Source organism: Curtobacterium sp. 9128 (assembly GCF_900086645.1).
Taxonomy (GTDB): domain Bacteria; phylum Actinomycetota; class Actinomycetes; order Actinomycetales; family Microbacteriaceae; genus Curtobacterium.
Window position 1 is genome coordinate 33,496 of record NZ_LT576451.1, and the last position, 23,888, is coordinate 57,383.

General features: G+C 68.4%; 23 protein-coding genes and 1 tRNA gene. 12 read left to right on the top strand and 12 right to left on the bottom strand.

What is annotated here, in order from left to right; translation table 11 throughout:
- Window position 1: 1 nt before the first annotated feature.
- On the bottom strand, window positions 2–724 hold the full coding sequence (locus tag QK288_RS00160; protein ID WP_281265817.1) for an SDR family oxidoreductase: 723 nt from the start codon (window positions 722–724) through the stop codon (window positions 2–4).
- A 94-nt stretch (window positions 725–818) separates the two neighbouring features.
- Here QK288_RS00160 and QK288_RS00165 point away from each other — a divergent pair, with 94 nt between their 5' ends.
- Window positions 819–1,697 carry a LysR family transcriptional regulator gene (locus tag QK288_RS00165; RefSeq protein ID WP_281265818.1) on the top strand — a complete coding sequence of 293 codons (879 nt, stop codon included), beginning with the start codon at window positions 819–821 and terminating at the stop codon, window positions 1,695–1,697.
- Window positions 1,698–1,709: 12 nt separating this feature from the next.
- On the opposite strand, the gene QK288_RS00170 is transcribed toward QK288_RS00165, so the two are convergent.
- Complete coding sequence (locus QK288_RS00170) at window positions 1,710–3,692, bottom strand: potassium transporter Kup (protein WP_281265819.1); 1,983 nt, start codon at window positions 3,690–3,692, stop codon at window positions 1,710–1,712.
- Window positions 3,693–3,833: 141 nt separating this feature from the next.
- Between QK288_RS00170 and QK288_RS00175 the strand changes: the two genes are divergently transcribed.
- Window positions 3,834–4,865, top strand: coding sequence for an NAD(P)-dependent alcohol dehydrogenase (locus tag QK288_RS00175; RefSeq protein ID WP_281265820.1), 1,032 nt, complete (start codon window positions 3,834–3,836; stop codon window positions 4,863–4,865).
- A gap of 100 nt (window positions 4,866–4,965) precedes the next feature.
- On the opposite strand, the gene QK288_RS00180 is transcribed toward QK288_RS00175, so the two are convergent.
- From QK288_RS00180 to QK288_RS00190, 3 genes are all read right to left on the bottom strand, one after another.
- Window positions 4,966–6,339 (bottom strand): DUF1254 domain-containing protein, encoded by a 1,374-nt coding sequence (locus QK288_RS00180; RefSeq protein ID WP_281265821.1) that lies wholly within the window; start codon window positions 6,337–6,339, stop codon window positions 4,966–4,968.
- A 55-nt stretch (window positions 6,340–6,394) separates the two neighbouring features.
- Complete coding sequence (gene ppk2 / locus QK288_RS00185; protein ID WP_281267634.1) at window positions 6,395–7,300, bottom strand: polyphosphate kinase 2; 906 nt, start codon at window positions 7,298–7,300, stop codon at window positions 6,395–6,397.
- Window positions 7,301–7,448: 148 nt separating this feature from the next.
- The gene (locus tag QK288_RS00190; RefSeq protein WP_281265822.1) at window positions 7,449–7,652 is read right to left on the bottom strand and encodes a hypothetical protein; all 204 of its coding nucleotides are present in this window, start codon (window positions 7,650–7,652) and stop codon (window positions 7,449–7,451) included.
- Between the two features lie 367 nt (window positions 7,653–8,019).
- On the opposite strand from QK288_RS00190, the gene QK288_RS00195 reads away from it, so the two are divergent.
- Together QK288_RS00195 and QK288_RS00200 are read left to right on the top strand one after the other, a co-directional pair.
- Window positions 8,020–8,346, top strand: a complete 327-nt coding sequence (locus QK288_RS00195) for a hypothetical protein (RefSeq protein WP_281265823.1) — start codon at window positions 8,020–8,022, stop codon at window positions 8,344–8,346.
- Between the two features lie 209 nt (window positions 8,347–8,555).
- Window positions 8,556–8,888: a hypothetical protein gene (locus QK288_RS00200; RefSeq protein ID WP_281265824.1), complete on the top strand. Its 333-nt coding sequence runs from the start codon at window positions 8,556–8,558 to the stop codon at window positions 8,886–8,888.
- Between the two features lie 52 nt (window positions 8,889–8,940).
- Here the strand turns inward: QK288_RS00200 and QK288_RS00205 are convergent, their stop codons facing one another.
- The gene (locus tag QK288_RS00205) at window positions 8,941–9,120 is read right to left on the bottom strand and encodes a hypothetical protein (RefSeq protein ID WP_281265825.1); all 180 of its coding nucleotides are present in this window, start codon (window positions 9,118–9,120) and stop codon (window positions 8,941–8,943) included.
- Between the two features lie 667 nt (window positions 9,121–9,787).
- On the opposite strand from QK288_RS00205, the gene QK288_RS00210 reads away from it, so the two are divergent.
- The 4 genes from QK288_RS00210 to QK288_RS00225 all read left to right on the top strand — a co-directional run bounded on the left by QK288_RS00210 (window position 9,788) and on the right by QK288_RS00225 (window position 13,867).
- Window positions 9,788–10,201 (top strand): ester cyclase, encoded by a 414-nt coding sequence (locus QK288_RS00210; protein WP_281265826.1) that lies wholly within the window; start codon window positions 9,788–9,790, stop codon window positions 10,199–10,201.
- 147 nt (window positions 10,202–10,348) lie between these two features.
- Window positions 10,349–11,416, top strand: coding sequence for a catalase family protein (locus tag QK288_RS00215; RefSeq protein ID WP_281265827.1), 1,068 nt, complete (start codon window positions 10,349–10,351; stop codon window positions 11,414–11,416).
- The gene (locus QK288_RS00220) at window positions 11,413–12,522 is read left to right on the top strand and encodes a catalase family protein (RefSeq protein ID WP_281265828.1); all 1,110 of its coding nucleotides are present in this window, start codon (window positions 11,413–11,415) and stop codon (window positions 12,520–12,522) included. The genes QK288_RS00215 and QK288_RS00220 overlap by 4 nt, the downstream gene beginning before the upstream one ends.
- A gap of 205 nt (window positions 12,523–12,727) precedes the next feature.
- A complete protein-coding gene (locus QK288_RS00225) occupies window positions 12,728–13,867 on the top strand; it encodes a glutathione-independent formaldehyde dehydrogenase (RefSeq protein ID WP_281265829.1) in 1,140 nt (379 codons plus the stop codon).
- 461 nt (window positions 13,868–14,328) lie between these two features.
- On the opposite strand, the gene QK288_RS00230 is transcribed toward QK288_RS00225, so the two are convergent.
- On the bottom strand, window positions 14,329–14,529 hold the full coding sequence (locus QK288_RS00230; protein WP_281265830.1) for a hypothetical protein: 201 nt from the start codon (window positions 14,527–14,529) through the stop codon (window positions 14,329–14,331).
- A 139-nt stretch (window positions 14,530–14,668) separates the two neighbouring features.
- Entirely contained in the window at window positions 14,669–15,505 is an 837-nt protein-coding gene (locus tag QK288_RS00235) for an alpha/beta hydrolase (RefSeq protein WP_281265831.1), read from the bottom strand.
- Window positions 15,506–15,798: 293 nt separating this feature from the next.
- Here QK288_RS00235 and QK288_RS00240 point away from each other — a divergent pair, with 293 nt between their 5' ends.
- Window positions 15,799–16,737, top strand: a complete 939-nt coding sequence (locus QK288_RS00240) for a BLUF domain-containing protein (RefSeq protein WP_281265832.1) — start codon at window positions 15,799–15,801, stop codon at window positions 16,735–16,737.
- A gap of 519 nt (window positions 16,738–17,256) precedes the next feature.
- Here the strand turns inward: QK288_RS00240 and QK288_RS00245 are convergent.
- A complete protein-coding gene (locus QK288_RS00245) occupies window positions 17,257–18,135 on the bottom strand; it encodes a hypothetical protein (RefSeq protein ID WP_281265833.1) in 879 nt (292 codons plus the stop codon).
- Window positions 18,136–18,733: 598 nt separating this feature from the next.
- Complete coding sequence (locus QK288_RS00250) at window positions 18,734–19,597, bottom strand: alpha/beta hydrolase (RefSeq protein WP_281265834.1); 864 nt, start codon at window positions 19,595–19,597, stop codon at window positions 18,734–18,736.
- A 54-nt stretch (window positions 19,598–19,651) separates the two neighbouring features.
- On the opposite strand from QK288_RS00250, the gene QK288_RS00255 reads away from it, so the two are divergent.
- Window positions 19,652–20,110 carry a helix-turn-helix domain-containing protein gene (locus QK288_RS00255; RefSeq protein ID WP_281265835.1) on the top strand — a complete coding sequence of 153 codons (459 nt, stop codon included), beginning with the start codon at window positions 19,652–19,654 and terminating at the stop codon, window positions 20,108–20,110.
- A 4-nt stretch (window positions 20,111–20,114) separates the two neighbouring features.
- Here QK288_RS00255 and QK288_RS00260 read toward each other — a convergent pair.
- Together QK288_RS00260 and QK288_RS00265 are read right to left on the bottom strand one after the other, a co-directional pair.
- A tRNA-Arg gene (locus QK288_RS00260) sits at window positions 20,115–20,189 on the bottom strand.
- Window positions 20,190–20,222: 33 nt separating this feature from the next.
- Window positions 20,223–21,314, bottom strand: coding sequence for an epoxide hydrolase family protein (locus tag QK288_RS00265; RefSeq protein WP_281265836.1), 1,092 nt, complete (start codon window positions 21,312–21,314; stop codon window positions 20,223–20,225).
- A gap of 46 nt (window positions 21,315–21,360) precedes the next feature.
- Between QK288_RS00265 and QK288_RS00270 the strand changes: the two genes are divergently transcribed.
- The gene (locus tag QK288_RS00270; RefSeq protein ID WP_281265837.1) at window positions 21,361–21,807 is read left to right on the top strand and encodes an arsenate reductase ArsC; all 447 of its coding nucleotides are present in this window, start codon (window positions 21,361–21,363) and stop codon (window positions 21,805–21,807) included.
- Window positions 21,804–23,888 carry a DUF2156 domain-containing protein gene (locus tag QK288_RS00275; protein WP_281265838.1) on the top strand — a complete coding sequence of 695 codons (2,085 nt, stop codon included), beginning with the start codon at window positions 21,804–21,806 and terminating at the stop codon, window positions 23,886–23,888. The genes QK288_RS00270 and QK288_RS00275 overlap by 4 nt, the downstream gene beginning before the upstream one ends.

Below are 23,888 nucleotides of genomic sequence, written 5' to 3' on the forward strand. Positions count from 1 at the left end.
GTCACCACGGGACGACGCCGCCGTCGTCGAAGAACCCGCCACGGGGTCCGTCGTCCGGCAGTGTGGCGAGCCGGACGGCCGTCGCGGCGCCCTGCTCGGGCGTCCGGTCGCCGGAGAACCCGTTGAAGTCGGTCGCGACGAGCCCGGGGCACGCGGCGTTCACGATGACCGGGGTGTCCTGGAACGCCCGCGCGTACTGCACCGTGATGCCGTTGAGGAAGGTCTTCGACGACGAGTACACGCCCATCACCGGACCCGGCTGCCGCTCGAGCGAGCCCATGCTGCTCGACGTGTTCACGATCCTCGGGTGCTCGGACCGGCGGAGCATCGGCAGCATCGCGTTCGTCACCCGGATCACGCCGTACACGTTCGTGTCGACGACCCTCCGGAGGTCGTCGAGGTCCATCGTCGTCGGGTCCTGCCCCCACGTGACGGGGTCGAACGGTCCCGAGATCCCCGCGTTGTTGACCAGGACGTCGAGCGTGCCGAACCGCTCCTCGAGCTCGCGTGCCGCAGCCGCGACGCTCTCGTCGCTCGTGACGTCGATCCGTACGCTCGTCGCGTCGATCCCCTCGGCGGCCAACCGAGCCGCGGCGTCCGAACCGGCCGTCTCGTTCCGTGCGCCGACGACGACACGCAGGCCGAGCCTCCCGAGCGATTCCGCGATCGCGAAGCCGAGCCCCTTGTTCGCCCCGGTGACCAGGGCGGTCGTTGCTGTTGTCATGCTCCGATCCTCGGTCCGCGCCCACACCCCCGTCCAAGACCCGTTGGGTGTCCATCGATACCCGGCGGGTATCGGGCGACGTAGGCTCCGTGGTGTGGACGATCTCGAGACGCGCGAACTCCGGTACTTCGTGACCGTGGCCGAGGAGCTGCACTTCGGCCGTGCCGCCGCACGCCTCGGCATGTCCCAGCCGCCGCTGTCCCGCGCCATCCGGCAGCTCGAACAGCGGATCGGGACGGAGCTCTTCGAGCGGAACCCCCGCGGCGTCACGTTGACGGCCGCCGGCACGGTCCTGTTCGGCGATGCCGGGCCAGCACTGGCGGCCGTGGCAGCCGCCGGCCGGCGAGCCCAGCGGGCGGGACGCCGGACGCGCCACCTCGTGCTCGCTGTGAAGGCGGGAGCCGACCACGAGCTCCTGCAGGCGTTCCTCGACGTGCAGGACGCGGACCCCGACGCCCTGCCGATCGAGGTCGTGTTCGGCGAGGTCCACGAGCAGGCGGCGTTCCTCCGCGACGGTACGGCGGACATCGCGCTCATGCACCGCACGTACGACGACCTGACCGGTTTCGACGCCGAGGACCTGCGGACCGAGCAGCAGGTCGCGATCCTGCCCAGGACGCACCCGCTGGCGGCACGGCCGGCGCTCTCCACCGCCGACCTGCGCGACCTGCCGGACCTCCCAGCCGCCAGGTGGCCACGCGTCGACGGCACCTACCCGGACGGACCGGGTCCCGAGGTCCGCTCGCAGGCCCAGCTCGCGCAGCTCGTCGCCCTCGGGCGGACGGTCATCGTCATCCCGCGGTCGAGCCGCACCCTGCAGTGGCCGGAGCACGTCGCGGTCCCGGTGCTCGACGCCGCGCTCGCGACGACCGTGATCGCGTGGCCCGCCGCCTCCACGTCGCCGGACGTCGCCCGCGCGGTGCGGAACGCGGTCAGCGCCGCGGAGACGTTCGCGACGTCGCGGACGGCCTGACCGGCCGCGACGTCAGATCTCGACGTCGCTGCCCATCGTCACGGTGCGCTGCGGCGGCAGCCCGAAGCGTGCTGCCGGGTCCGCGGCGTTGTGGGCGAGCCCGACGAAGAGCTTCTTCCGCCAGGACACCATGCCCCGGTTGCCCCGCATCGGCCGGAGTGCACCGCGGGAGATGAAGTACGACGCCTCGGCCATGTCCTCCGGGTCGAGGTCGAGCACCTCGGACAGGCAGGCCGCGTGCAGGGCGTGCGGCAGGTCCTGGTCGTCGGAGAACCCGAACTTCACGGTGATGTGCTCGATGCCGTCGTCGGTGTACCCGAGGTCGTCGCGGACGAAGGCCTTGGCGTGCGGGACGTGCGGCACGTTCGCCGTGATGACGGAGACGATGATGACGTGCTTGTGCACCACGTGGTTGTGCTCGACGTTCGCACGGAGGGCCAGCGGCGTCGTGTCCTTGTTCGGGTGCGGGAAGACCGCGACACCCCGGACCCGTGGCACGTGCTTCGTGTTGATCTTCTCGATGAACTCGTCGAGGGACCCCTCGCGCTCCTGCCGCTCCTGCTGCACGAGCTGCCGTCCCCGGCGCCACGTCGTCATGACCGTGATCACCGCGAGGGCGATGAGGAGCGGCACCCACCCGCCGTGGATCACCTTCGACAGGTTGCCGGCGAGGAACGTCAGCTCGAGGCCGCCGAACACGACCGCGGCGACGACGAGCTTCCACGTCGCCCACTGCCAGAGCGGCTTCACCACGAGGAGCAGGAGCAGCGTGTCCGTGACGAGCGCCCCGGTCACCGACACCCCGTACGCCGTCGCCAGGCTCGCGGACGACCGGAACGCGAGCATGATCGCCATCACGCCGATGAACAGCAGCAGGTTCACGGCAGGCAGGTAGATCTGCCCGCCCTCCTGCTTGGAGGTCTGCCGGATCGTCAGCGGTGGCAGGAGCCCCAGCTGGACGGCCTGCCGCGTGAGCGAGAACGCCCCGGAGATGACCGCCTGGCTGGCGATGACCGTCGCGGCCGTCGCGAGCACCACGACCGGGAGCTGCGCCCAGTTCGGGAAGAGCAGGAAGAACGGGTCCTTCGTCGCCTCCGGGTGCTCGAGCACGAGCGCCGCCTGGCCGAGGTAGTTGAGGACCAGCGCGGGGAACACCACGAAGAACCACGCGCGGAGGATCGGCACCCGGCCGAAGTGCCCCATGTCCGCGTAGAGCGCCTCGGCACCGGTGATCACCAGGACGACGGCACCCATCGCGACGAACGAGATGAACGGGTGCGCGAAGACGAACGCGATCGCCCACGTCGGGGACAGCCCCTGCAGGACGCCGGGGTGCTGGACGATCATCGGGAGGCCGGCCACCGCGATCACGACGAACCAGAGCAGCATCACCGGGCCGAACAGCGTCCCGACCTTGCCGGTGCCGAACCGCTGCACGAAGAACAGGATCACGAGGATGACCGCGGCGATCGGCACGATGAGGTGCCCGACCGCCGGCGCCGCCGTGCCGAGGCCCTCGACCGCGGACAGCACGGAGACGGCCGGGGTGATCACGGAGTCGCCGTAGAAGAGCGAGACCCCGACGATCCCCACGATGAGGAAGATCGTCGAGCCGCCACGGCGCTTGGCGTACAGCCGACGAGCCAGCGCGGCGAGCGCCATCACGCCGCCCTCGCCGTTGTTGTCCGCGCGCATGAGCACGAGGACGTACTTGATCGACACGATGATCGTGATGCTCCAGAACATCATCGAGATCACGCCGTAGACGTCCTCAGGGATCGGCTTCACGATCCCGCCGTCGATGGTGAACACCGTCCGGAGCGAGTACAGCGGGCTGGTTCCGATGTCGCCGAAGACGACACCGAGGGCGGCGAGCGCCAGGGCCGTCACACCCTTGGCGCCGCCGTGTCCGGCAACGGCGTCGTCGCCGGCTGCGGTGTCCTGACCATGCGCGGCGTCCTCGCCGACAGGAGCCGCGGAGTGGGTGTCCGTCACGCTCGATCTCCTCGAATCCAGTCGCCAGGGAAGCGGCCAGCGATCATCCTGCCACCGTCCGACGTGCACGCTCGCAGCCACGGCTCGACCGTCCGGGAAGCGCAAACGACACCTGTCGTACAACGGGCGTATCCTGACGCCATGAAGGCACTGCAGTACCGCACCATCGGTTCCCGACCGGAGCTCGTCGAGATCCCGAAGCCCGTCCCCTCGGCGTCGGAGATCCTGCTCCGCGTCACCGCCGCCGGGGCCTGCCACTCGGACGAGTTCATCATGGGCACGTCCGCCGAGGACTACTGGTTCAAGCCCGTCCCGCTGACGCTCGGCCACGAGGTCGCCGGCGTCGTCGAGGCGATCGGCGAGGGTGTGCACGGTGTCGAGGTCGGCGAGTCCGTCCTGGTCTACGGACCGTGGGGCTGCGGCCGCTGCTACGCGTGCGCATCGGGCGAGGAGCAGAACTGCGAGCACGGGATGCGCGCACCCGGCATCTTCAGCGACGGCGGCATGGCCGAGTACATGATCGTCGACGACGCCCGCCACCTGGTGCCGATCGGCGACCTCGACCCCGTCGCGAACGTGTCGCTGACCGATGCCGCGCTGACCCCGTACCGCGCCGTGAAGTCCGCGCTCCCCCGCCTGACCCCCGGCACCACCGCCGTCGTCATCGGCTCCGGCGGCCTCGGTCACGTCGCGATCCAGCTCCTCAAGGCGCTGACGCAGTCGATCGTCGTCGTGCTCGACGTCGACGACGACAAGCTGTCGTTCGCCGAGTCGGTCGGCGCCGACCACACCTTCCTGTCGAACCCCGACGCGATCGAGAGCGTCAAGGGCATCACACGGGGCCTCGGCGCCGACGTCGTGTTCGACTTCGTGGGCATCCAGCCGACCGCCGACCTCGCAGCAGGCATGATCCGTGTCGCCGGTGACATCGTCGTCGTCGGCGTCGCGACGGGCGCCGTCCCGGTCGGGCAGACCACCGTGCCGCTCGACGTCAACGCACGGGCGATCAACTGGGGCTCCCGCACCGAGCTCATGGAGGTCGTGGAGCTCGCCAAGAAGGGCGCGATCTCGATCCACGTCGAGGAGTACTCGATGGACCAGGCGACGGAGGCCTACGACCGCCTGCACGCGGGCAAGGTGCGTGGACGCGCCGTGGTGGTGCCGACCCGCTGAGCCGCCAGCGGCTCCGGTCGCGACCGGACGACGGACGGGAGGCGCGGTGCCGGCTGGCACCGCGCCTCCCGTCCGTCACGGGGTCACCATCTCGATCCCGTCACGCGTCCGCCGGTTCGAAGTCGCCTGGTGCCCAGCTCCGGTCGAGGTAGGGACCGAGCGGGCCGTAGAGCCGGAAGTACGAGAACCAGTGCTTGCCGGGGATCGTCTGCACCCAGTTGCTCGTCCCACTCGCCGGTGGTTCCGGACCGAAGTGCAGCACGACCGAGCCGTCCGGCTCCACCGAGAGGTCCCGGTCGCGGCTGCCACGGTCGCCGCGCTGCTGCTCGTTGTCGATGAGACACCGCGTTCCGACGTCGTACACCGTGACCGACCAGAACAGCGCGGCCGGCACGTCGGGCGGCACCGTGAGCTCGTACGACCGGCCGCCGTCGAGCCACGCACCCGTGGCATCCGTGTACGCACCGAGGTACGCCTGCCCCTTGCCGGGGGTCTTGCTCTTCATCGCCGACGAGAAGCTCACTGCCTCGTAGAACCACGATGCACGCTCCAGCAGCTCGTCGTACCAGGGGCCCCGCTGTGCCGAGTCCGAGAGGACGACCGCGAAGTCCCACTGCCGGTCCGGGCGGTAGCGCGTGTCGGGGAAGCGCTTCGCGAACGTGTTCGCCTGTGCCATGCGCTCCCCGTCGGCAGCCGCCCGTTCCAGCACGGTGACGAGCCGCTCGTCCGGCGCGAACGGCCTCCCAGGCTCGATGCCGAGCTGTCGCAGCATCGCCAGGAAGAACCGGTCCCGCTCGTCGACGACCTCGCTCTGGTAGATGCGGTGCAGCACCTCCCAGTAGGCGATGCCCCGCGGCTGATCGCCCGACCACGGCCGCCCGTCCGGCGAGATCAGCCGGGTCGCCGGGGGATCGTCGTGCTCCGCCAGGGGATGCACGCGCACCGCCGCCGCCAGGGCCGCCCCACGCTCCGGATCCGGGTCGAGCGTGCGGAACCCGAACATCACGTTGACCCCGCTGGACCGGATCACCGACCAGCTCTGGTCGTGCTCGGGGACGTCCTGTCCCGGAGCGACGACGAGCGTCGTCCCGCCGTGCCCGGCGTCCGCCCCCATCTCGCCGAGGACGCCGCACTCGCGCTGCCAGAAGTCCGACACCCCGCCCGCCGTCGGTCCCGGTGGGAGCTCGATCACGAGCGGACCGGTCTCCGACAGGTCGAAGAAGTTCAGGATGTACGGGGTCGTCGCGTTGGCCGTGATCAGCCCGAGCTTGTCCCGGTAGGTGACGTAGTGCACGAGGTCGTGCTGCGTCGCGCCGAACACCTCGCGGTGCTGGGCGCTCCAGTGCGCGTAGGACACGATCGGCAGCGCCCACAGGTAGGTCAGGCAGGCGAGCTGGTGGTCGAGGTCGTCGAAGATCGCCGGCAGGCTGTCGCGCAGCGGGAGGTCGGTACCGTTCTCCGCATCGGTGGTCATGCCAGCGATCGTCGTCCCGAGCCGCCCCGGCGACATCACCCGAGCAGGGTGAGCGTCACTCCTCCATCTGGAGCGCCTTGCCGCGCATCACCAGCAGCGGATCAGGCGGCAGCGCGACCGACGGGTCCTTGTCCTCGTAGTCGAACTGCGCGAGGAAGTACCGCATCGCGTTCACGCGGGCGCGCTTCTTGTCGTTCGACCGGACGATCGTCCACGGCGCGTAGCGCTTGTCGGTGCGGCGGAACATCTCCTCCTTCGCGGCCGTGTAGTCGTCCCAGACCCGGAGCGACGCGACGTCGTTCGGCGAGAGCTTCCACCGCCGGACCGGGTCCAGCTGCCGGATGGCGAACCGGGTGCGCTGCTCCTTCCGGGTCACCGAGAACCAGAACTTCGTGACGTGGATGCCCGAGTCGACGAGCATCCGCTCGAACGACGGCGCCTGCGCCATGAACGTCTCGTACTCCGCGTCCGAGCAGTAGCCCATCACGCGCTCGACCCCGGCGCGGTTGTACCAGGAGCGGTCGAACATCACGATCTCCCCGGCGCTCGGCAGGTGCTCGACGTACCGCTGGAAGTACCACTGGCCCTGCTCGCGCTCGGTCGGCTTCGACAGCGCGACGACGCGGGACGTCCGGGGGTTGAGGTGCTCGGTGAACCGCTTGATCGTGCCACCCTTGCCTGCGGCGTCGCGGCCCTCGAAGAGGATGATCGCGCGGCGGCCGTTGTCCTCGAGCCAGTACTGGAACTTCAGCAGCTCGACCTGCAGCCGGTACTTCTCGAACTCGTACTCCTCGCGGCTCATCCGCTCGTCGTACGGGTAGTCCTCTTTCCAGGTGTAGATCGGGTTGCCCTGCGGGTCGATCAGCTCCGGGTCGGGCGTGTGGGCGTTGTCGACCGTGTACCCGCGGGTCCGCAGGTCCTCGATGTACTCGCGCAGGTCGCCGATGGGGCCTACATCCAGCACGGGGTCCTCCTCTGCCGGCGCGGGTCGGGTGCGCGGCTCCCACCGGTATAGCAACCCGGGGTGAACAACGGGCACCGTCGACCATCCGGTCAGTCCGGCGTACTCCGACCCCGTGGGTCGGCGTGGACGTTCGGTGACGCCGCGGCTACCGGCCGCGTTTCGCCTTGCGGAGGGCGAAGCGCCACAACCAGATGCCAGCACCGAGCCAGAAGATGCCGAGCGCCGTGTTCACGACAGCCAGGACCACGTCGAGATCAGGCCGGATGAAGCGGACGATCGACGTCGTCATGAAGACCGAGCCGAAGGCGAGGGCGATCGTGCCCAGGACCTTCGCGCTCAACACATCCACCGAGCCAACCTAGCGCGCGCTCGCGTCTCGATGACCGATCGGCCATCGAACTAGCCGATCCTCTGGCGCCCGGATCGGGCGGACCCGTGTAAGGCGAAGCCAATCGCTCCACCTACCGCCAGGACCAATCCCATCGCAGCGATCACCAGCCCGGCCGCTACGAGCCCGACGAAATCGGCACCGAGGACGAGGCCGAGAAGCGCTATGACGAGGCCCCCGACCAGTGCCCCCGCACCGATCGCCAAGCCGAGCACGCGAGGCGGGACCTTGGACAGCATTCTTGTATCCAACTCCCCACTATCGGCCTCCGGTAGCGGATCGGCTATCGAGACGCCGTTGCGCTCCTTGCCATCTCTAGGATCGCGACATGGAGTATCACCGAATCAGTCAAGACACCCTGGCGCAATTGTCGCTTCACGACGCGATGGTCCGGTCATCAGTGGCCCGTAGGCGGCACTGCACTCCGCTGGATGTACGAGCGGCGTTTCCTGAAGTGCCGGAGCACGAATTCGAGACGGCGCAACAGCGACTTGACGAGCTGGAGTCGGACGCGGCTCGGTGGGCTTGGTCGCTTCGCGAAGCGGGAGACTTGACCGAGACCGAGGTACGCGACGCGCATCGCGGACTCTATCCCGAATTCTCGGACGTCGCGGTCGGAGACCTGATCGGGCTCGCCATGGACAGACAACGCTGATCGCGACTCGCATCGGCGTCATCAAGCCGCGCCCGGTAGCGGATCGTCAAGCGGACGGGCCCGTCTGAGGGACGAGACCTCTCGGCGGTCGCGACGATCGTACGAGCATCTTGTTGCCGTCGCGCGGGTCGCGCGGATCACAGACGGGCATGAGCTATCCGTCCGGAGCACGCAGAGCCTCCGCTGGTTGCAGGCATTAGCTTCGAGCGGTGGACGAGATCCTCGAGGTGTCAGAAGTCATCGCCCTGCTGCGGCCGATGTTCCAGGTCATGCTCACGACCCCTGAACTCGCGACGCTCACGCTGGAGATCGTGCCGATCGACGACGTCACCGGCTCAGCGCTGGACGGGGACGATCTCGTCGAGCAGAACGGTGCCGTGGTCCGCTGGCGCATCATGCGCGAACGCGGTTGGTCCGGCGGTCTGTGGGTCGAGGACGGCCTCGACGCCCTCGTTCGCAACGTGCAGAGTGATCTCCAGGACTTCATCGCGGCGAGCCGATTCGGATGGGGTCAGCTCAGAGGGCCTCACGACCTACCGTGATGTTGACATGGTCGACGCAGTGACCCGGTCAGGACGTCCGGTGATCGATCGGTCAGCGGGGCTCGCCGTCGTCTTCGCGCTGCTCGGAGGCGGACAACGGTTGCACGTCGGGTTCCGGCCGGTTGGACTTCCGACGCCTGGCTCGACGATCCCGAAGGGAAGCGATCACCACGCAGATCGCGAGAACGATGAAGATCAAACCCGCCCAGTAGCCCGCTTCGGGTGTGAACATGACGCCAGCCTCCTCTGCACGGGGGCGACCGTCCCAGCGAAGGATGACAGCAACCACCGGAGGTCAGCGGATGCACCGTCCGATAGCCGATCGGCTATCGAGACGAGTTCTGGGTACGGTCTCGCCATGACGAAGAGTCCTTCGGCGGTCACGAGCCGCTTTGTCCCGTAGATCACGGATGTCGTGCTTCCAGGGGCAGTCACGTACCAGGACTTCGCGATGGGAAGCCCCAAAGCCCACAAGAGAGTGACACTCTCGGCCCGCCAGAAGTCGTCATCGCCGCATACGCGTCTATCCCGCGTGTACGTGAGGCTGCCCTGGTGCTCGGTGTGTCCGAGCAGGCGCTGCTCGAGGAACTCCAGCTCATCCGCGCAGCGTTTCGGGGTGCCGGTTATGCAGCAACCGCATCCCGTCCTGCACTGTTGAAAGCTGCTCGGGACACCCATCAGCTCCCGTCATCTGTGGAGCATACGGGCTAGCGGCGTAATAGCGGGTCCCGGACCCATAATGCTTGCGGCGGCCGCCGCACTAGCCTCTGGCCAGCATCGTGTCACGGGCGCAAGACGGCGGCTGCGTCGCTTCCGCCGAGCTGTTCCTTGAAAGACCCTCGTTGAGACTGAGCCGACGGGCCTAGGTACCCTCGGCAGAAGATGACGAGGAGATTCCAATGGCGGTTGAAGTGACAGTCGACGGCGAGCCGACGCTCACGGCGCGGGACCGGATGCGGCAGCAGGACCGCCCCCTCGAGGAGCGGTTCACGGTCGACTTCATCGACCACGACGCAGCCGACGGGCAGCCATCCGACGGATCCGGCATAGCCTGGTTCTGGGAGCAGTTCGGGGAGGCCTTCTCCGACGTTCAGCGAGAGGACGTCGAGACGATCGCGACACCGACGAAGGTGATCACAATCTCCACCCTTGCTGGCACGCACACGGGTGACTGGATGGGACACGCCCCGACCGGACGCCGTTTTACCGGGATCCGGAACGTGCAGGTCATCGGTTTCCGCGACGGCCGCGCATCCGAGCGGTGGGGCAGCACCGACCAGCTCGGCATGCTGCAGCAGCTGGGCCTTGCCTGACATCTTCAGCTCCGTTGCTCCCGCAGCCCTCGCCCCCGGTTAATCACCAGCGACACCGCACGGTGGACATCAGCGTTGCACCACCCGTGTAACGCCAAGGGGATAGCGCTGAGGTCGCTGTGGCCTGGTCGGCGTTGCATGAGCCGCATGAGATCGGACATGACGTACGAGCAACCCATCCGATACCGCGACGACCTCGAGCAGGAGCTTCCGGACGAGGAGGCGATCGTCTCGGAGACGATCGCGCTGATGCGGCAGACGATGAAGCAGACGTTCGAGGAGACCCGCCACGGAACTTCGGGAACGCACGCGAAGAGCCACGGCGTCGTCACGGGCCGGTTCGAGGTGTTGCCGGATCTGCCGCCCGAGCTCGCGCAGGGCATGTTCGCCGTCCCGGCGACCTACGAGACGGTGGTCCGGTTCGCCAGCGAACCGGGCGGCATCGACCCGGACACGGCGCAGCGGGCCCGCGGCGCAGCGGTGAAGGTCCTCGACGTGCCGGGGGAGAAACTCCGCGACGGGTGGACGAGTCAGGACTTCCTGCTGAACACGTGGCCGATCATCCCGCAGGGCGACGCGAAGGTGTACCTCGACGCGATCCGCGCCCGCGCCGAGCACCATGGCCACTACGTGCGGACGGTCGCGGCGACGATGGCGAAGCATCCCGCACCGAAGGGAACCCTCTTCGACCGCACCCCGAACATCCACCCACTGGCGTTCAGCTACTACTCTCAGGGCGCGTTCCGGTACGGCGACCACGTCGCGAAGTTCCATATCGCGCCGGCAACGGACCGGCAGCGTGAACTGGCGGAGCAGACCGTCCCGGCTGGTGCGTCGCCCGGGATCCTCAGCGAGTGGGTTCGCGACTTCTTCGCCGGTCAGGAGGCCCGGTTCGAGTTCCGTGTGCAGCTCAACGTCGACCCGCAGGCGATGCCGATCGAGGACGCCTCCGTCGAGTGGGACGAGACCCGCAGCCCCTACCGGACCGTCGCGATGCTGATCCTGCCCGCGCAGGAGTCGTTCAGCCCCGCGCGTCGGGTCTACGCCGAGGACGTGATGTCCTGGCGGCCCTGGCATGGACTGCGCGCGTTCCGACCGCTGGGCAGCATCAACCGAGTCCGGCGACGCGGCTACGAAGAACTCGGCAAGTGGCGCCACGACATCAACGCACGCACAGAACAGAACCCGACCAGCCTCCAGGAGGTCCCCGCATGACCGACCGAGACCAGCCCACTACGTACCTGCGGTACACGCCCGACGTCGAGGTGGAACAACCCCACGAGGCGGAGGACATTCAGGCACTCCGGGAGACGTTCGCGCAGATCCGGACCATGGCGTTCGACAAGCTCCGGCACGCCGTCCGCGACGCGCACGCGAAGAGCCACGGCGTGCTCGCCGGCACCCTGCGCATCCACGACGACCTCCCGACCGAGCTGCGGCAGGGCCTGTTCGCCCAGACCGGTGAGCACCCGGTGATCATCCGCTTCTCGACGGCGCCCGGGGACATCGTCTCCGACGGGATCGGTTCCGCGTTCGGGATGGCGATCAAGGTCCTTGACGTCGACGGCGAGAAGGTGCTGCCGGGGAAGCAACAGGCTCGGACGCAGGACTTCCTGCTGGTCAACCACCCCACCATCTCGTCCGGAGACGTGCACACCTACCGACGCGACCAGGCGGTGCTGCTGCAGACGTCGAAGGCGCCCGAGGGCATGCAACTGGCTGCGACCACGGCGCTGCGCGCCGGGGCGGACCTGCTCCGCAAGGTCGGCGTCGACAAGACCGGCGGCCCTGCAGGGCAGGCGAAGCCACACGTCAACCTACTCGGTGAGACGTACTGGTCCCAGGGCGCGATCCGGTACGGCGACCACGTCGCGAAGGTATCCGCTGCCCCCGTGGCCGAGAACCTCACAGCGCTGACCGGAGAGCACGTCTCGGTCCGGGAGCCGTCCGCGTACCGGGACCTGACCAGCGCGTTCTTCGCCGGCAACGCGGGCGTCTGGGAACTCCAGGTACAACTCGCCACCGAACTGGAGACCACGCCCGTCGAGGACGCCTCCGTCGCGTGGCCCGAGGACGTCGCCCCGTACCGGACGGTCGCAACGCTGACCGTCGACCCGCAGGACTCGTTCTCCCCAGCACGGCGCGTCTACGCCGACGACGAACTGTCGTTCAACCCGTGGCACTGCCTGGTCGAGCACCAACCCCTCGGATCCATCCAGCGCGTCCGCCGCCCCGTCTACGACGACTCGGTGGACTTCCGCGCAACCACCAACGCCGCGACTGTCGAGGAGCCCGGGAACATCGACGAGCTTCCGGCCTGACGGCTGGTCGACCGCGGACCACCGCGACGGGCAGGAGGGGCGGCTCCAGGTCGGAACTGTCCCGGTGACTCCAGCGGGTCCACGGTGGTTCGCGCTCGGGCCGATCGTCCCCTCCGCGTACTCCGCAGGAAGCGTTCGTACCGCGCGCGTACCGTCCGCTGGGTCCGGCGCCGACGACGGCGCCGACGACCTGAACGGAGCAACCATGCGAGCAGTCGTCTACAACGGCCCCCACGACGTCAGCGTCGACGATGTCCCGGATGCCGAGGTCGAACAGCCGACCGACATCCTGGTCAAGATCACCGCGACGAACATCTGCGGGTCGGACCTGCACATGTACGAGGGCCGGACCGACATCGAGACCGGCAGTGTGTTCGGGCACGAGAACCTCGGCACCGTGATCGAGGTCGGTGACGGCGTCCAGAAGGTGCGGGTCGGCGACCGTGTCGTCCTACCGTTCAACGTCGCTTGTGGGTTCTGCAAGAACTGCGAGCGCGGCTGGTCGAGCTTCTGCCTGACCATGCAGCCGAACGAGGCCGCTGCCGGAGCCGCGTACGGCTACGCGGACATGGGCCCCTACCGCGGCGGGCAGGCGGAGTTGCTGCGCGTCCCGTTCGGTGACTACAACGCGCTCCGTCTCGGTGAGGACTCGGTCGAGAAGGAGAACGACTACGCCATGCTGTCGGACATCTTCCCGACCGGCTGGCACGGGGCCGAGCTCGCCGGAGTGCAGCCGGGCGACACGGTGGTCGTCTACGGTGCCGGACCCGTCGGCCTCATGGCCGCCCTCTCCGCCTCCATCAAGGGCGCATCGCGGATCTTCGTCGTCGACCGGCAGGCGGACCGGCTCCGTCTCGCCGAGTCGATCGGTGCGATCGCGGTCGACGACTCGAAGGTCGACCCCGTGCAGACGGTCCTCGACGCGACCCTCGGCCTCGGAGCCGACCGCGGCATCGAGGCCGTCGGGTACCAGGCCCACGACGGGCAGGGTAACGAGCAGCCCAACCTCGTGCTGAACCGTCTCATCGCCTCCGTCCGGTTTACGGGCGGAATCGGCGTCGTCGGCGTGTACCTGCCTGAGGACCCCGGCGCTTCCGACGAACTGGCGAAGAAGGGGCAGATCGCGCTGGACTACGGCACGTTCTTCTTCAAGGGCCAGCACATGGGCACCGGTCAGGCACCCGTGAAGCGGTACAACCGCCAGCTCCGCGACCTGATCGCCGGGGACAAGGCATCGCCGTCCTTCATCGTCAGCCACAACCTCTCGCTCGACGAGGCCCCGGACGCCTACCGCCACTTCGACGCACGCGACGACGGCTGGACCAAGGTCGTGCTCCACCCGTGACCACCGGGACGGGAGGGTCGGACCGCTGCTGGCCCTCCCGTCCGTCGCGATGGTTCGCTGCCGACCAGCTGCCAGGAGGGAAGTTCGTCGACGTGCTCAGGTGGGTCGATGATCACGCGTTGGTCGTAGTGGAGAAGTCCCCCGAGCCGCCGTGGACGGGATGGTGAACCTCCTGGATGAACCCGAGCGGCTGGTGTTCGACGAAGCAGCGCCACGGGTCACAGGTCAGCTCGTCCTCGGCGGAGATCCGCCGTGACTGAAGAACGAGTCCTGCGGGCCGAGGGTGGGTGTCGCGGCCATGCCGTGCGGGGTCATGCGTCGGAGAATCCTCGACCGGCGTCATCTTCAGATCACTGGCGAGCTGCGGTCGGAACTCCCAGCGGCCCTCGCCCGGCGAAGGACGCGCTGATGAGGTCCGTGGTCTTCTGGCGTTCTGCTCTGACAGATTCCGTCTGAGGCTGTCACTCGGGATCCGACCAGCGCATCCATGAGTGGATCTGTGCTGATGCAGCCTCGAACGAAGTGTGCGACCCGCCAAGGGGCCAGCAGTTCGAGCCGACGTCGTACTGCGCCCGTCGGGTGATGTCTGCCACAGCGAGATCGCCGAGGAAGATGCTCCAGTGGCCGGCGTAGTCGTTGCCCCATCGCAAGCGATCCGGCATGGCGTGTCCTGACGTTCAAGATGCGGAGCAATCTGCTCTTGCACGAACAGTAGGCGTCGCAGCCTGCGCTAACGCGTTTCTGGCAGTGATTGGGCCCCGCCCTCGAAACCGAGTGCGGGGCCCTTCACGAGGGGCTCGTCTACTTCGCGAGGAACTCCAGCACGACCCGGTTCCACTCATCCGGGTGGCTGACGTTCACGCCGTGCGGACCACCCTTAACGACATGCAGTTCCGAACCGGTGATGGCTTCGTGGGTGCGGGCGCCGGAGCCCTCGTAGGGCACGGTCGCGTCACCGTCGCCGTGGATGATCAGCGTCGGCACGGTCACCTTGGGCAGGTCGTCGCGGAAGTCCGTATTCGCAAACGAGGCCATAGCCTCGAGCGCGGCAGTCTTCGATGCCTGCTTCGCCAACGCGAGCGCTTCCTGCCGGTCGTCTTCGGAGACCACCAGGACGCCGTCGACGGAGAAGAAGTCGGTGGTGAACTGGTCGTAGAACGAGTCCTCGTCCTTCATCAGCCCAGCCGTCATCTCGGCTGCCTGCGACTTCGGCAGCGGCCCGTCCGGGTTGCCGTCGGTCTGCAGCAGGTACGGCGGGACCGCGGAGGCGAACACGACACTGTGGAGCCGTTCGGTGCCGTACTTGGTGAAGTAGCGGGCCACCTCACCGCCACCCATCGAGAACCCGACAAGGGTGACATCCTGCAGGTCGAGCTCAGTGAGAACGGTGTGGAGGTCCTCGGTGAGGTGGTCGTAGTCGTAGCCGGTCTTGGGCTTATCGCTGCGGCCAAAGCCGCGACGGTCGTAGGTGATGACCCGATAGCCGCCATCGGCGAATACGGGCACCTGCTTGCTCCAGGACGCTCCGGAGAGCGGCCACCCGTGGATCAACACGACCGGGCGGCCGGAGCCGCCGGTGTCGTCGATATGCAGGTTCGTGTCCTTGAAGAGGCCGTGGTGGGCGGTGATCTCAGTCATACCTCTGCTCCGTTCCTGTCACCACATGGCGCGGCGACGCATAGATCGGGTTCGGAGCCTGCCAGCGAGAGGATGGCAACAGCTGCCAGCAGCGAACGACGACGCCGGTTTCTGGACAGCCGCCCCGGCTGCTCGCGGCGTCGCTCCGAAGTGCGCGGCCCGCGGCGACGCGTAGCGGGTACAGCTTGTGGCTCGGTGCTGTCCGCGGCTGGTGGGGGGGGGTGTGGAGCAGTAGACAGGGCGGTTCACTCGAAGGGGCAACGTATCCCGGCTCATCAGGGAAGTCAGCACCGATGCGTTCGATCGTGTACACCAGCACCCAGACCCGTCCGATCACGGACACCGAGCTCGCGCAGATCCTCGCGGTGGGGCGGGAGAAGAACACCGCCCTCGGGGTGACCGGGATCCTGGCGCACAAGGGTGACAACTGCCTCGGGATCCTCGAGGGCGATGACGCCACCGTCGCCGCACGGTTCGAGCAAGTGCGCCGTGACCCCCGACATACGAACGTGCGCGTCCTGGCAGATGAGTCGGTCGCGCAGCGGTCGTTCCCAGACTGGTCGATGGCGTTCCAGCCGCTGGATCCGCTGATGGAGCACGTTCCGGGCTTCAGTGACCTGTTCGCGCCCGGTCAGCAGCTCGACCCGGCGATCGGGCTGACTCGGGCGCGGGGGTTGTTGGAGTGGTTCCGGAAGCATCCCCTCGCACCGTTGACGAGTCAGACCGCCGAAGCGGACGAGGTACCCCGCACGCGTGCGATCAACGGGGCGATCTCGGCGTTGCACGGCGGCAGCATCACGCGGTTCACCCTCGACGACGCCGCCGAGCGCGCAGGGATGAGCGTGGCCGAGGTGCGGGAGGTGTTCCCGACCGAGCGGGCGTTGCTGGCGGCGACGGTGGAGCGGTGGACGCAGGCGATCTCTGCACCGTTGGCGCCACTGATGGGCGAGCAGGGTACGGTCGCGTTCCTGCACGCGCTCCTGGCTACGCACGCGGAAGGGCGGCGCTCACGCGGAGAGACCGAGGACGATCGCGGCGGACGCGGCGACGAGGGCCGAGACGATGCCGGTCGCGGTCATCATGAGGGTCCGTTGACGGGGCTGCTCGCGGACCTCGGAGAAGGGGCTGCGCATCGACGCGCGGCGGACACGACGCACCAGAGCGGTGTGGGCCGTCGAGGGAAGCACGGTGTCGGGAGCGATGAACGTGGTCACGGTGCCCTTCAACTCTGAGCCATCAGCGGCTCGGTCAGACCCGGATCGTCCGGCCGGGATGACCATAGGAAGGAAACCGTTCACGCCGCGGACAATCCGACCACGACAGCGAAACCTGAACAGCCACCAGCGGAAGCGGTGTCCAAAAACGGACGCAGGGAGATGCGAGGGCATCCATCACTGGTTCGGGTCCGGGACGGACACCCTCGCGCTACGACGCCGTCGGGTTCGACGCTGAATCAAGACGAGGTCAGCCCCGGGAACAGGGATCGGGGCACCCACGGACAGGGTTCGCGGAGTAGCAGCCCTGACGGTACAAGCGACGGGCTTGTACTCCCCCAAGCCAGCCTCAGCCAGTCGCGTCCGTCGAAGCGGAACTGACCGGTAGCCGATCCACTTCCGAACGACTCTCGAGTGGAGTGCATGTAGTCAGCACAGTCGGGGGCGGTCTCGCGGAGCGCGGTGAGTGCCCGACGCTGGCGCTGGCGCTGGCGCCGGTCAGGCAAGCGCTGAGCACACCGACTAGTGCTCTCCCCCTCAACGGTGAGCGGGAGGTGAACCGATCGCTACGTGCAGCACCTCGCGGAAGGAGGAGTCGCCCCGCCCTCCGCTGGTGTACGGGTGGAAACCTTTCACCGCACCAAGCCGTCCCCTGAACCCGAGCAGGAGCGCGATTCTCACCTGCCAGCTTGCCCGTATCCCGCTACTTGCGTGCACGAGCGCGAGCACTCGCCCGTATGCAGTGAGATAGCCCGTCGCATACACGAACGGCAGCGTACCCAGCGGAAGCCAAATGGTAAGGGTGAAGCTTCGCATCTCCGCCCCGAATTCGAGGCCTGACGCCCCTCGAAGGAGGCTAGATACTGACCAAACGATGGCGGCGATCCCGAGCACGATTAGAACGAACGAGGAGACCATCGACGCCGCTCGCCCATCCTCTCTCCTACTCGCGAAGGCGTTGAGCGCTGTCGCGAAGACAGCCACAGGTAGGAGAAGAAGCTCGATCCACAGCGCGTATGAAGCGAGGCCGGCGACATACACCACTACCGCGGTCGCTCCGACGGTCTCCTGGATGAAGTGCTTGAAGAGCTTTCCGCCGTCCTCAATGCTGACGATGCCCTTCGAGAGGAGTGGCAGGCTCGCACCTACCACGATGAGCACCGTGTCTTTCGTGAGCGACGGGTTCCAAGCGGAGATCCAGCTTCCCAGCCAGACGAGTCCGGCGATGTAAACAAGAAAGAGACCGAAGACCGCGACGATCCGCCATACAAGCATGGCGCGCAAGACATCCAAAGCGGCGGGGACGGCTGCTCCGCGCCAGCTCGGTTTGGAGAGAACGAACAGGATCAAAATCGCCGACCACACAAGCACCGCCTCTTCGCGAGCACTGAGCGTGCCGAGGCTGTTCCAAGTCACTTCTAACTTCCCCCAGGGGTGCGGTTGCGGTGAAGGCATCTCTGAAGCTTCCGACCCGAGCGTAACGACGACTGGTGACACTTCCTGTTGGCACGTCTTCGGCGCGAAGAAGTGAAGTGAGGAGCCCTTCAGCCGTTTGATTACCCTCCTGTCTGCGGAAGCCTTCCGCCTAGGTGTCCGCAAGACGGTCCTCCAGTGGACATTTGACTGACCATGGGCAACGCCGACTCACACCGCCCTGGTGCGAGTCGTACCCCGTCTCACATAGGTGGTCCGCGGAGCTTCGCAGTTCACGCATGCCATACGGACGCCTTCTGACGAAACGATGCCGAGCCGATCCGCCGTCGACCTGACCCGTCTGGGACGCCGACCACTGAGTCCATCTCCGTGTCTCAGGAACGCTGCGTGCCGGTCGGACATGTCGTTCGGCAGACGACACCACACCCCCGAGACTCTCCGACGACACGTCGCCGCTCTGCCGATGCCGTCAACTCCAAGGGCATGGGTTCTCGGAGAATTGCCAACTCGCTCGTCGCGACGAGACGAGGTGCGAGCCATGCAGATCGATCTCAGGGCTCGCGAGCTGGCGGTCGCATCGTCAGCTCGCAGGGAGCGTGTCGCTGAGGAACGGTGAGAGTTGGTCGAGCAGCTCACGGGGCCTGTCCAGGGGAACGATGTGACCGCTGGTCGCGATCGAGGCGCTCTCGAGCTGATCCGTGATCGGCTCGAGCTGACGAGCGGTGACGTCGCCGACGACCTGCGCACCGACCGCGAGCGTCGGAACGCGCAAGCGCAACCGAGTGGTCGCCTCGGCGATCTGTTCGGCGTTCCGAGGCATCGCGCGGTAGTACTCGAAACCGCAGCGGAGCGCCTCCCGCCCGCTGTACGCGCTGACGAATGCGTCGCGGATGGTCGTCGCCACGCCCGACCGATCCGCGGTGCCGGACCGGAGGAAGAAGTCGAGGTACTCGGCTTCGCGGCCCTCGATGACGGTCTCGGCCAGGCCAGGTACGGCATGGAACCCGAACCACCACGGCGCACCGTTCTGGAAGAACCCCTCGGCGCCGGGCAGCAGCCCGATGGTCGACTCCATCAGGACGAGCCGTGACACCCGGTCCGGGTGTTCGAGCGCGAGCATGAACGCCGGTGGTACGCCAGCGTCGATCGCGACGACAGCGGCAGTGGACGCGTCCACGGCATCGAGGAGCCCAGCCATGTCGGCCGCGAGGTTCCGAGCGTCGTAACCCGCGCGTTCACGGTCGCTTCCACCCAGGCCGCGGAGGTCGGGGGCGATGACCCGGTGCGATCGGGACAGCACCGGGATCACGTCGCTCCAGACCCGCCAGGTGTGGGGGAAGCCGTGCATCAGGAGCACAGGGGACCCCGTGCCGGCGATCGCGACGTTGAGTCGGGTGCCGTTCGTCGCGATCCGGGTCTCGACGATCGATGGGTTGCTGGTCATGGCGCTCCAGGTTGTGGTTACGATTGGTGACCAGCTGATGGTAGGAGACCACCCATGCGCGGGAAAGACGGCACTTTCACGGAACCTGGTCACCGGCTGGTGACCGATCACTCGCACCAGTCCCGGGGTGATCTCTTCGATCCGGCCTGCCCGACACGGCAGCTCCTGGACCGGCTCGGCGGCAAGTGGACGTCCATGGCGGTGAAGGTGCTCGGGGACGAGCATCCGGGCGAGGTCCGCTTCGCCGAACTGAAGCGCCGGATGCCGGGGATCTCGCAGAAGATGCTCGCGCAGACGCTCAGGAGCCTCGAACGCGACTCGCTGGTCGACCGGCGCGTCGAGCCGACGTCGCCGCCGAAGGTGCACTACCGGCTCACGGAACTCGGCGAGTCGCTGACCGAGCCGATCGCCGCCCTGCGGGACTGGGCAGAACGCCACATGGCGCGGATCGACGCCGCGGGCCAGGCTTGGGACGCCGTCCGGCAGGGATCGGAGCCACGCGCCGACGCGTGACGTCTGGTGCCCCTGGAGGGACTCGAACCCCCAACCCTTTCCTTAGGACGGAACTGCTCTTCCATTGAGCTACAGAGGCCGGCCCGTCCACTCTAGCGGGACCGAAGCGCGCTCAGTCCCGGAACGGCTCGAGGAACGCGACGAGCTCGGCCGCGTACGACTCCGGCTGCTCGAACGGGGCGAAGTGCCCGCCGCGCTCGGGTTCCGACAGGTACACGAGGTTCGTCGTCCGCTCGAGCCACTCCCGCGGCGCACGGACGAGGTCGCCCGGGTACAGGGTGAACCCGGACGGTGCCTCCACCCGGCGGGCGGACTGCTCTGGCGGGATCGCCGCGTTCTCGTGGTACATCCGCATGGCGGAGCCGATCGTGCCCGTCGCCCAGTACTCGGTGACGAGCTGGAGCACCTCGTCCCGCGTGTACACCGACCAGAGGTCACCGTCGCAGTCGCTCCACGACCGGAGCTTCTCGACGATCCACGCGGCGAGCCCGGCCGGGGAGTCGTTCAACCCGACCGCCGCGGTCTGCGGCTTCGTCCGGTGCATCGAGGCGTAGGCCCCCTCGGTGTCCCGCCACCGGAACGTCGACTCGACGAATTCGCGTTCCGGCGCGGACAACGACGAGACGTCGATGCCGGGCCACGGCAGCCCGCCGTCGATGCGGTGCACGGCGACCACGCGGTTGGGGTGATCGAGCGCCAGGTACCGGACGACGTGCGTGCCGATGTCCCCACCGGCGACCGCGAACCGGTCGTACCCGAGCTCCGTCATGAGCGTCGCCCAGAGCCCCGCGACCGCCCGCGCGTCGATCGGCGTCGGCGGCGCGTCCGAGAACCCGTACCCGGGCATGTCCGGCACGACGACGTCGAACCCCGCGTCGACCAGCAGCGGCAGGACCTTCCGGTACCGCCAGGTCGAGTCCGGCCAGCCGTGCGCGAGCAACAGCGGCGTGCCGCCCTCTCCGGCGTGCAAGACGTTGATGCCGATCCCGTCGATCTCGACCGTGCTGCTCGGAAGCGCCGCGAGGGCGGCACGGTGGGCGTCGAAGTCGAACCCGTCCGCCCAGTACTCGACGAGCTCCCGCAGTTCGGCGACGTCGACGCCGAGCGACCACCCCGGGACACCGGGTGCGTCGGGCCAGCGCGTCGCACGCAGCCGCGCACGGAGATCGGTGATGGTGTCGGCGTCGATCCGCATCTCGGTCATGGCCCGACGCTACGCATCCCCTCCGACAACCGTGCAGGATGGGCGGATGACCACGCCGAGGCCCGCAGTGCTCTTCGTCTGTGTCCACAACGCGGGCCGCTCCCAGATGGCCGCCGGGTACCTCCGGCACCTCGCCGGCGACCGCGTCGACGTCTTCTCCGCCGGTTCCGAGCCCGCCGACCGCATCAACCAGGTCGCCGTCGACGCGATGGCGGAGGACGGCGTCGACATCCTCGGCGAAGTACCGAGGATCCTCACCACGGACGCCGTCCGACAGGCGGACGTCGTGATCACGATGGGCTGCGGCGACGCGTGCCCGGTGTTCCCGGGCAAGCGGTACGAGGACTGGGAGCTCTCGGACCCGGCCGGGCTTCCGCTCGACGCCGTCCGCCCGATCCGCGACGAGATCCGCGACCGCGTCCGGACGCTGATCGCGGAGCTGACACCAGAGGCACTGACACCAGGGGCGCTGACCCCAGGGGCGCGGCCGTGACGACGGTCGAGCACGCGAGCCGACAGCGGCCCCGAGCTGCCGCGGTCCTGACGAGGATCCCGGGCACGCTCGCCGTGGTCGGCGTGCTCCTCGTCGTCGGGATCGTCGGACAGGGACTCTGGTCCGCGACCCCGGCTCAGACCTGGTGGCAGGACGTCGCGTACGGGCTCCCCGCACTCCAGGACGGACGGTGGTGGACGCCGGTCGCCGGGACGTTCTTCGTCGTCAGTCCCGTCGCGTACATCCCGACCCTCCTGGCCTTCGCCGGGATGGGACTGCTGGAGTGGCGCCGTGGGACGCGTGTCGCACTGCTGTCGTTCGGCGTCGGGCAGCTCGTTGCCGTACTCGTCACCTGCGCGTTCCTGGCGGTCGCGTCGCTGTCGGCATGGCCGTGGGCCGATCGGCTCGCCGGCGTACTCGACGTCGGGCCGTCCGGCGGCGCCGTCGCGTGCATCGCGGCGTGCTGCGCCCTGCTCCCATCGCCGTGGAGGCAGCGACTCTGGGTGGTGGTGTTCGGGTACGCGGCGATCAGCGTCCTGTTCCTCGGGTCCCTCGCGGACGTCGAGCACGCGGTGGCGGTGCTGTTCGCCCTCGCCGTGACGCGGTCGTTCCGGATCGAACGGGCGACCCTCCGCGACCGGCGGCTCCTGGCGTTCGCGATCAGCCTCGCACTCGGGGCCGTGCAGGTCATCTCGCTGCTCGTCCCGACGGACGGTCCGTTCGGCCGCACACAGGCGCTCGACGGACCGTGGATCGACGTGCTCGTCGACGTGGTCGTGATCGGGTTCGTCACGAACGGCCTGCGTCTGGGACGCCGGTGGGCCTGGGTCCTGACCGTCCTCGTCGCGCTGCTCAACATCGTCACGTCGGCCCTGCTCGTGCTGGTGCTCGCGGTCGACCCCGGCGTGCAGCTCGACGGCGACGACGCGCACCACGTCGTGGCGACGTCGGTGCTCTGGCTCGCGTTCCTGGTGTACCTCGTGGCGACGCGCAGCGCCTTCCGGTCCCGACGGCGACGGGCGCTCGGTGCCGTGAAGGGACGTCGTGCGGCGGATCCCCCGACGCTCGACGAGGTCCGCGAGACCATCAGGGCCGACGGCGGCGGCACCCTGTCCTGGATGGCGACGTGGGACGGCATGGAGTACCTCCGCACGACGACCGGCGTGGTCCCGTTCCAGAAGCACCTCGGGGTCGCGATCGTCCTGGCTGATCCGCTCGGCCCGGAGGGCGGCATCCCGGGGAGCGTCGCGGAGTTCGTCGCGGCGGCCGAACGGGACGCCCTCGTGCCGTGCTTCTTCAGCGCCGGCACCCGCACGCGCGACGCCGTCCCGCCCTCGTGGCGCAGCCTCGTCATCGCGGACGACACGATCGTGGACCTGCCCGGGCTCGCGTTCACCGGCAAGCCGTGGTCACACGTCCGTACCGCGCTGAACCGGGCGGACCGTGAGCAGGTGACGTTCCGGATGACGTCGCTTGCGGAGGAGACGTGGGGCGTCCGCCAGCAGCTCCGGGCGATCTCGGAGTCGTGGGTCGGCGACAAGGACCTCCCGGAGATGCGGTTCACGCTCGGGACCCTGCGCGAGACCGAGGACCCCGAGGTACGCCTGGCCCTGGCCGTGTCCGCTGTGGGCGACGTCGAGGGCTTCCTCAGCTGGCTGCCCGTGTACGGACCCGGCGGCGAACACCGCGGGTGGACGCTCGACCTGATGCGTCGGCGCGACGGCGGGTTCGGCCCCGTGATGGAGTTCCTCATCGGTTCCTCCGCCCGGACCTTCGCGGAGGAGGGCGCGCAGATCATGTCGCTCTCCGGCGCACCGCTCGCGCACGAGGTCGGCGACGACGAAGGGCAGATCGCCCGGCTGCTCGGCCAGCTCGCCGGCGTGCTGGAGCCGGTCTACGGGTTCACGTCGCTGCACCGCTTCAAGCAGAAGTTCAACCCGCGCTACGAGCCGATCCACCTGCTCTACCGCGACGAGGGCGACCTCGCCCGCATCGGGCCGGCGCTCGTCCGCGCGTTCCTGCCGGACGCCACGCTCCGGCAGTACGCGGCAGCGGGCATCGACATGATCCGCCGAGACTGA

Coding starts and splice junctions, on each gene's coding strand:
- QK288_RS00160 (WP_281265817.1), bottom strand. CDS start 724: ATGACAACAGCAACGACCGCCCTGGTCACCGGGGCGAACAAGGGGCTC.
- QK288_RS00175 (WP_281265820.1), top strand. CDS start 3,834: ATGAAGGCACTGCAGTACCGCACCATCGGTTCCCGACCGGAGCTCGTC.
- QK288_RS00180 (WP_281265821.1), bottom strand. CDS start 6,339: ATGACCACCGATGCGGAGAACGGTACCGACCTCCCGCTGCGCGACAGC.
- QK288_RS00195 (WP_281265823.1), top strand. CDS start 8,020: ATGGAGTATCACCGAATCAGTCAAGACACCCTGGCGCAATTGTCGCTT.
- QK288_RS00205 (WP_281265825.1), bottom strand. CDS start 9,120: ATGTTCACACCCGAAGCGGGCTACTGGGCGGGTTTGATCTTCATCGTT.
- QK288_RS00210 (WP_281265826.1), top strand. CDS start 9,788: ATGGCGGTTGAAGTGACAGTCGACGGCGAGCCGACGCTCACGGCGCGG.
- QK288_RS00215 (WP_281265827.1), top strand. CDS start 10,349: ATGAGATCGGACATGACGTACGAGCAACCCATCCGATACCGCGACGAC.
- QK288_RS00220 (WP_281265828.1), top strand. CDS start 11,413: ATGACCGACCGAGACCAGCCCACTACGTACCTGCGGTACACGCCCGAC.
- QK288_RS00225 (WP_281265829.1), top strand. CDS start 12,728: ATGCGAGCAGTCGTCTACAACGGCCCCCACGACGTCAGCGTCGACGAT.
- QK288_RS00230 (WP_281265830.1), bottom strand. CDS start 14,529: ATGCCGGATCGCTTGCGATGGGGCAACGACTACGCCGGCCACTGGAGC.
- QK288_RS00235 (WP_281265831.1), bottom strand. CDS start 15,505: ATGACTGAGATCACCGCCCACCACGGCCTCTTCAAGGACACGAACCTG.
- QK288_RS00240 (WP_281265832.1), top strand. CDS start 15,799: ATGCGTTCGATCGTGTACACCAGCACCCAGACCCGTCCGATCACGGAC.
- QK288_RS00250 (WP_281265834.1), bottom strand. CDS start 19,597: ATGACCAGCAACCCATCGATCGTCGAGACCCGGATCGCGACGAACGGC.
- QK288_RS00255 (WP_281265835.1), top strand. CDS start 19,652: ATGCGCGGGAAAGACGGCACTTTCACGGAACCTGGTCACCGGCTGGTG.
- QK288_RS00265 (WP_281265836.1), bottom strand. CDS start 21,314: ATGACCGAGATGCGGATCGACGCCGACACCATCACCGATCTCCGTGCG.
- QK288_RS00270 (WP_281265837.1), top strand. CDS start 21,361: ATGACCACGCCGAGGCCCGCAGTGCTCTTCGTCTGTGTCCACAACGCG.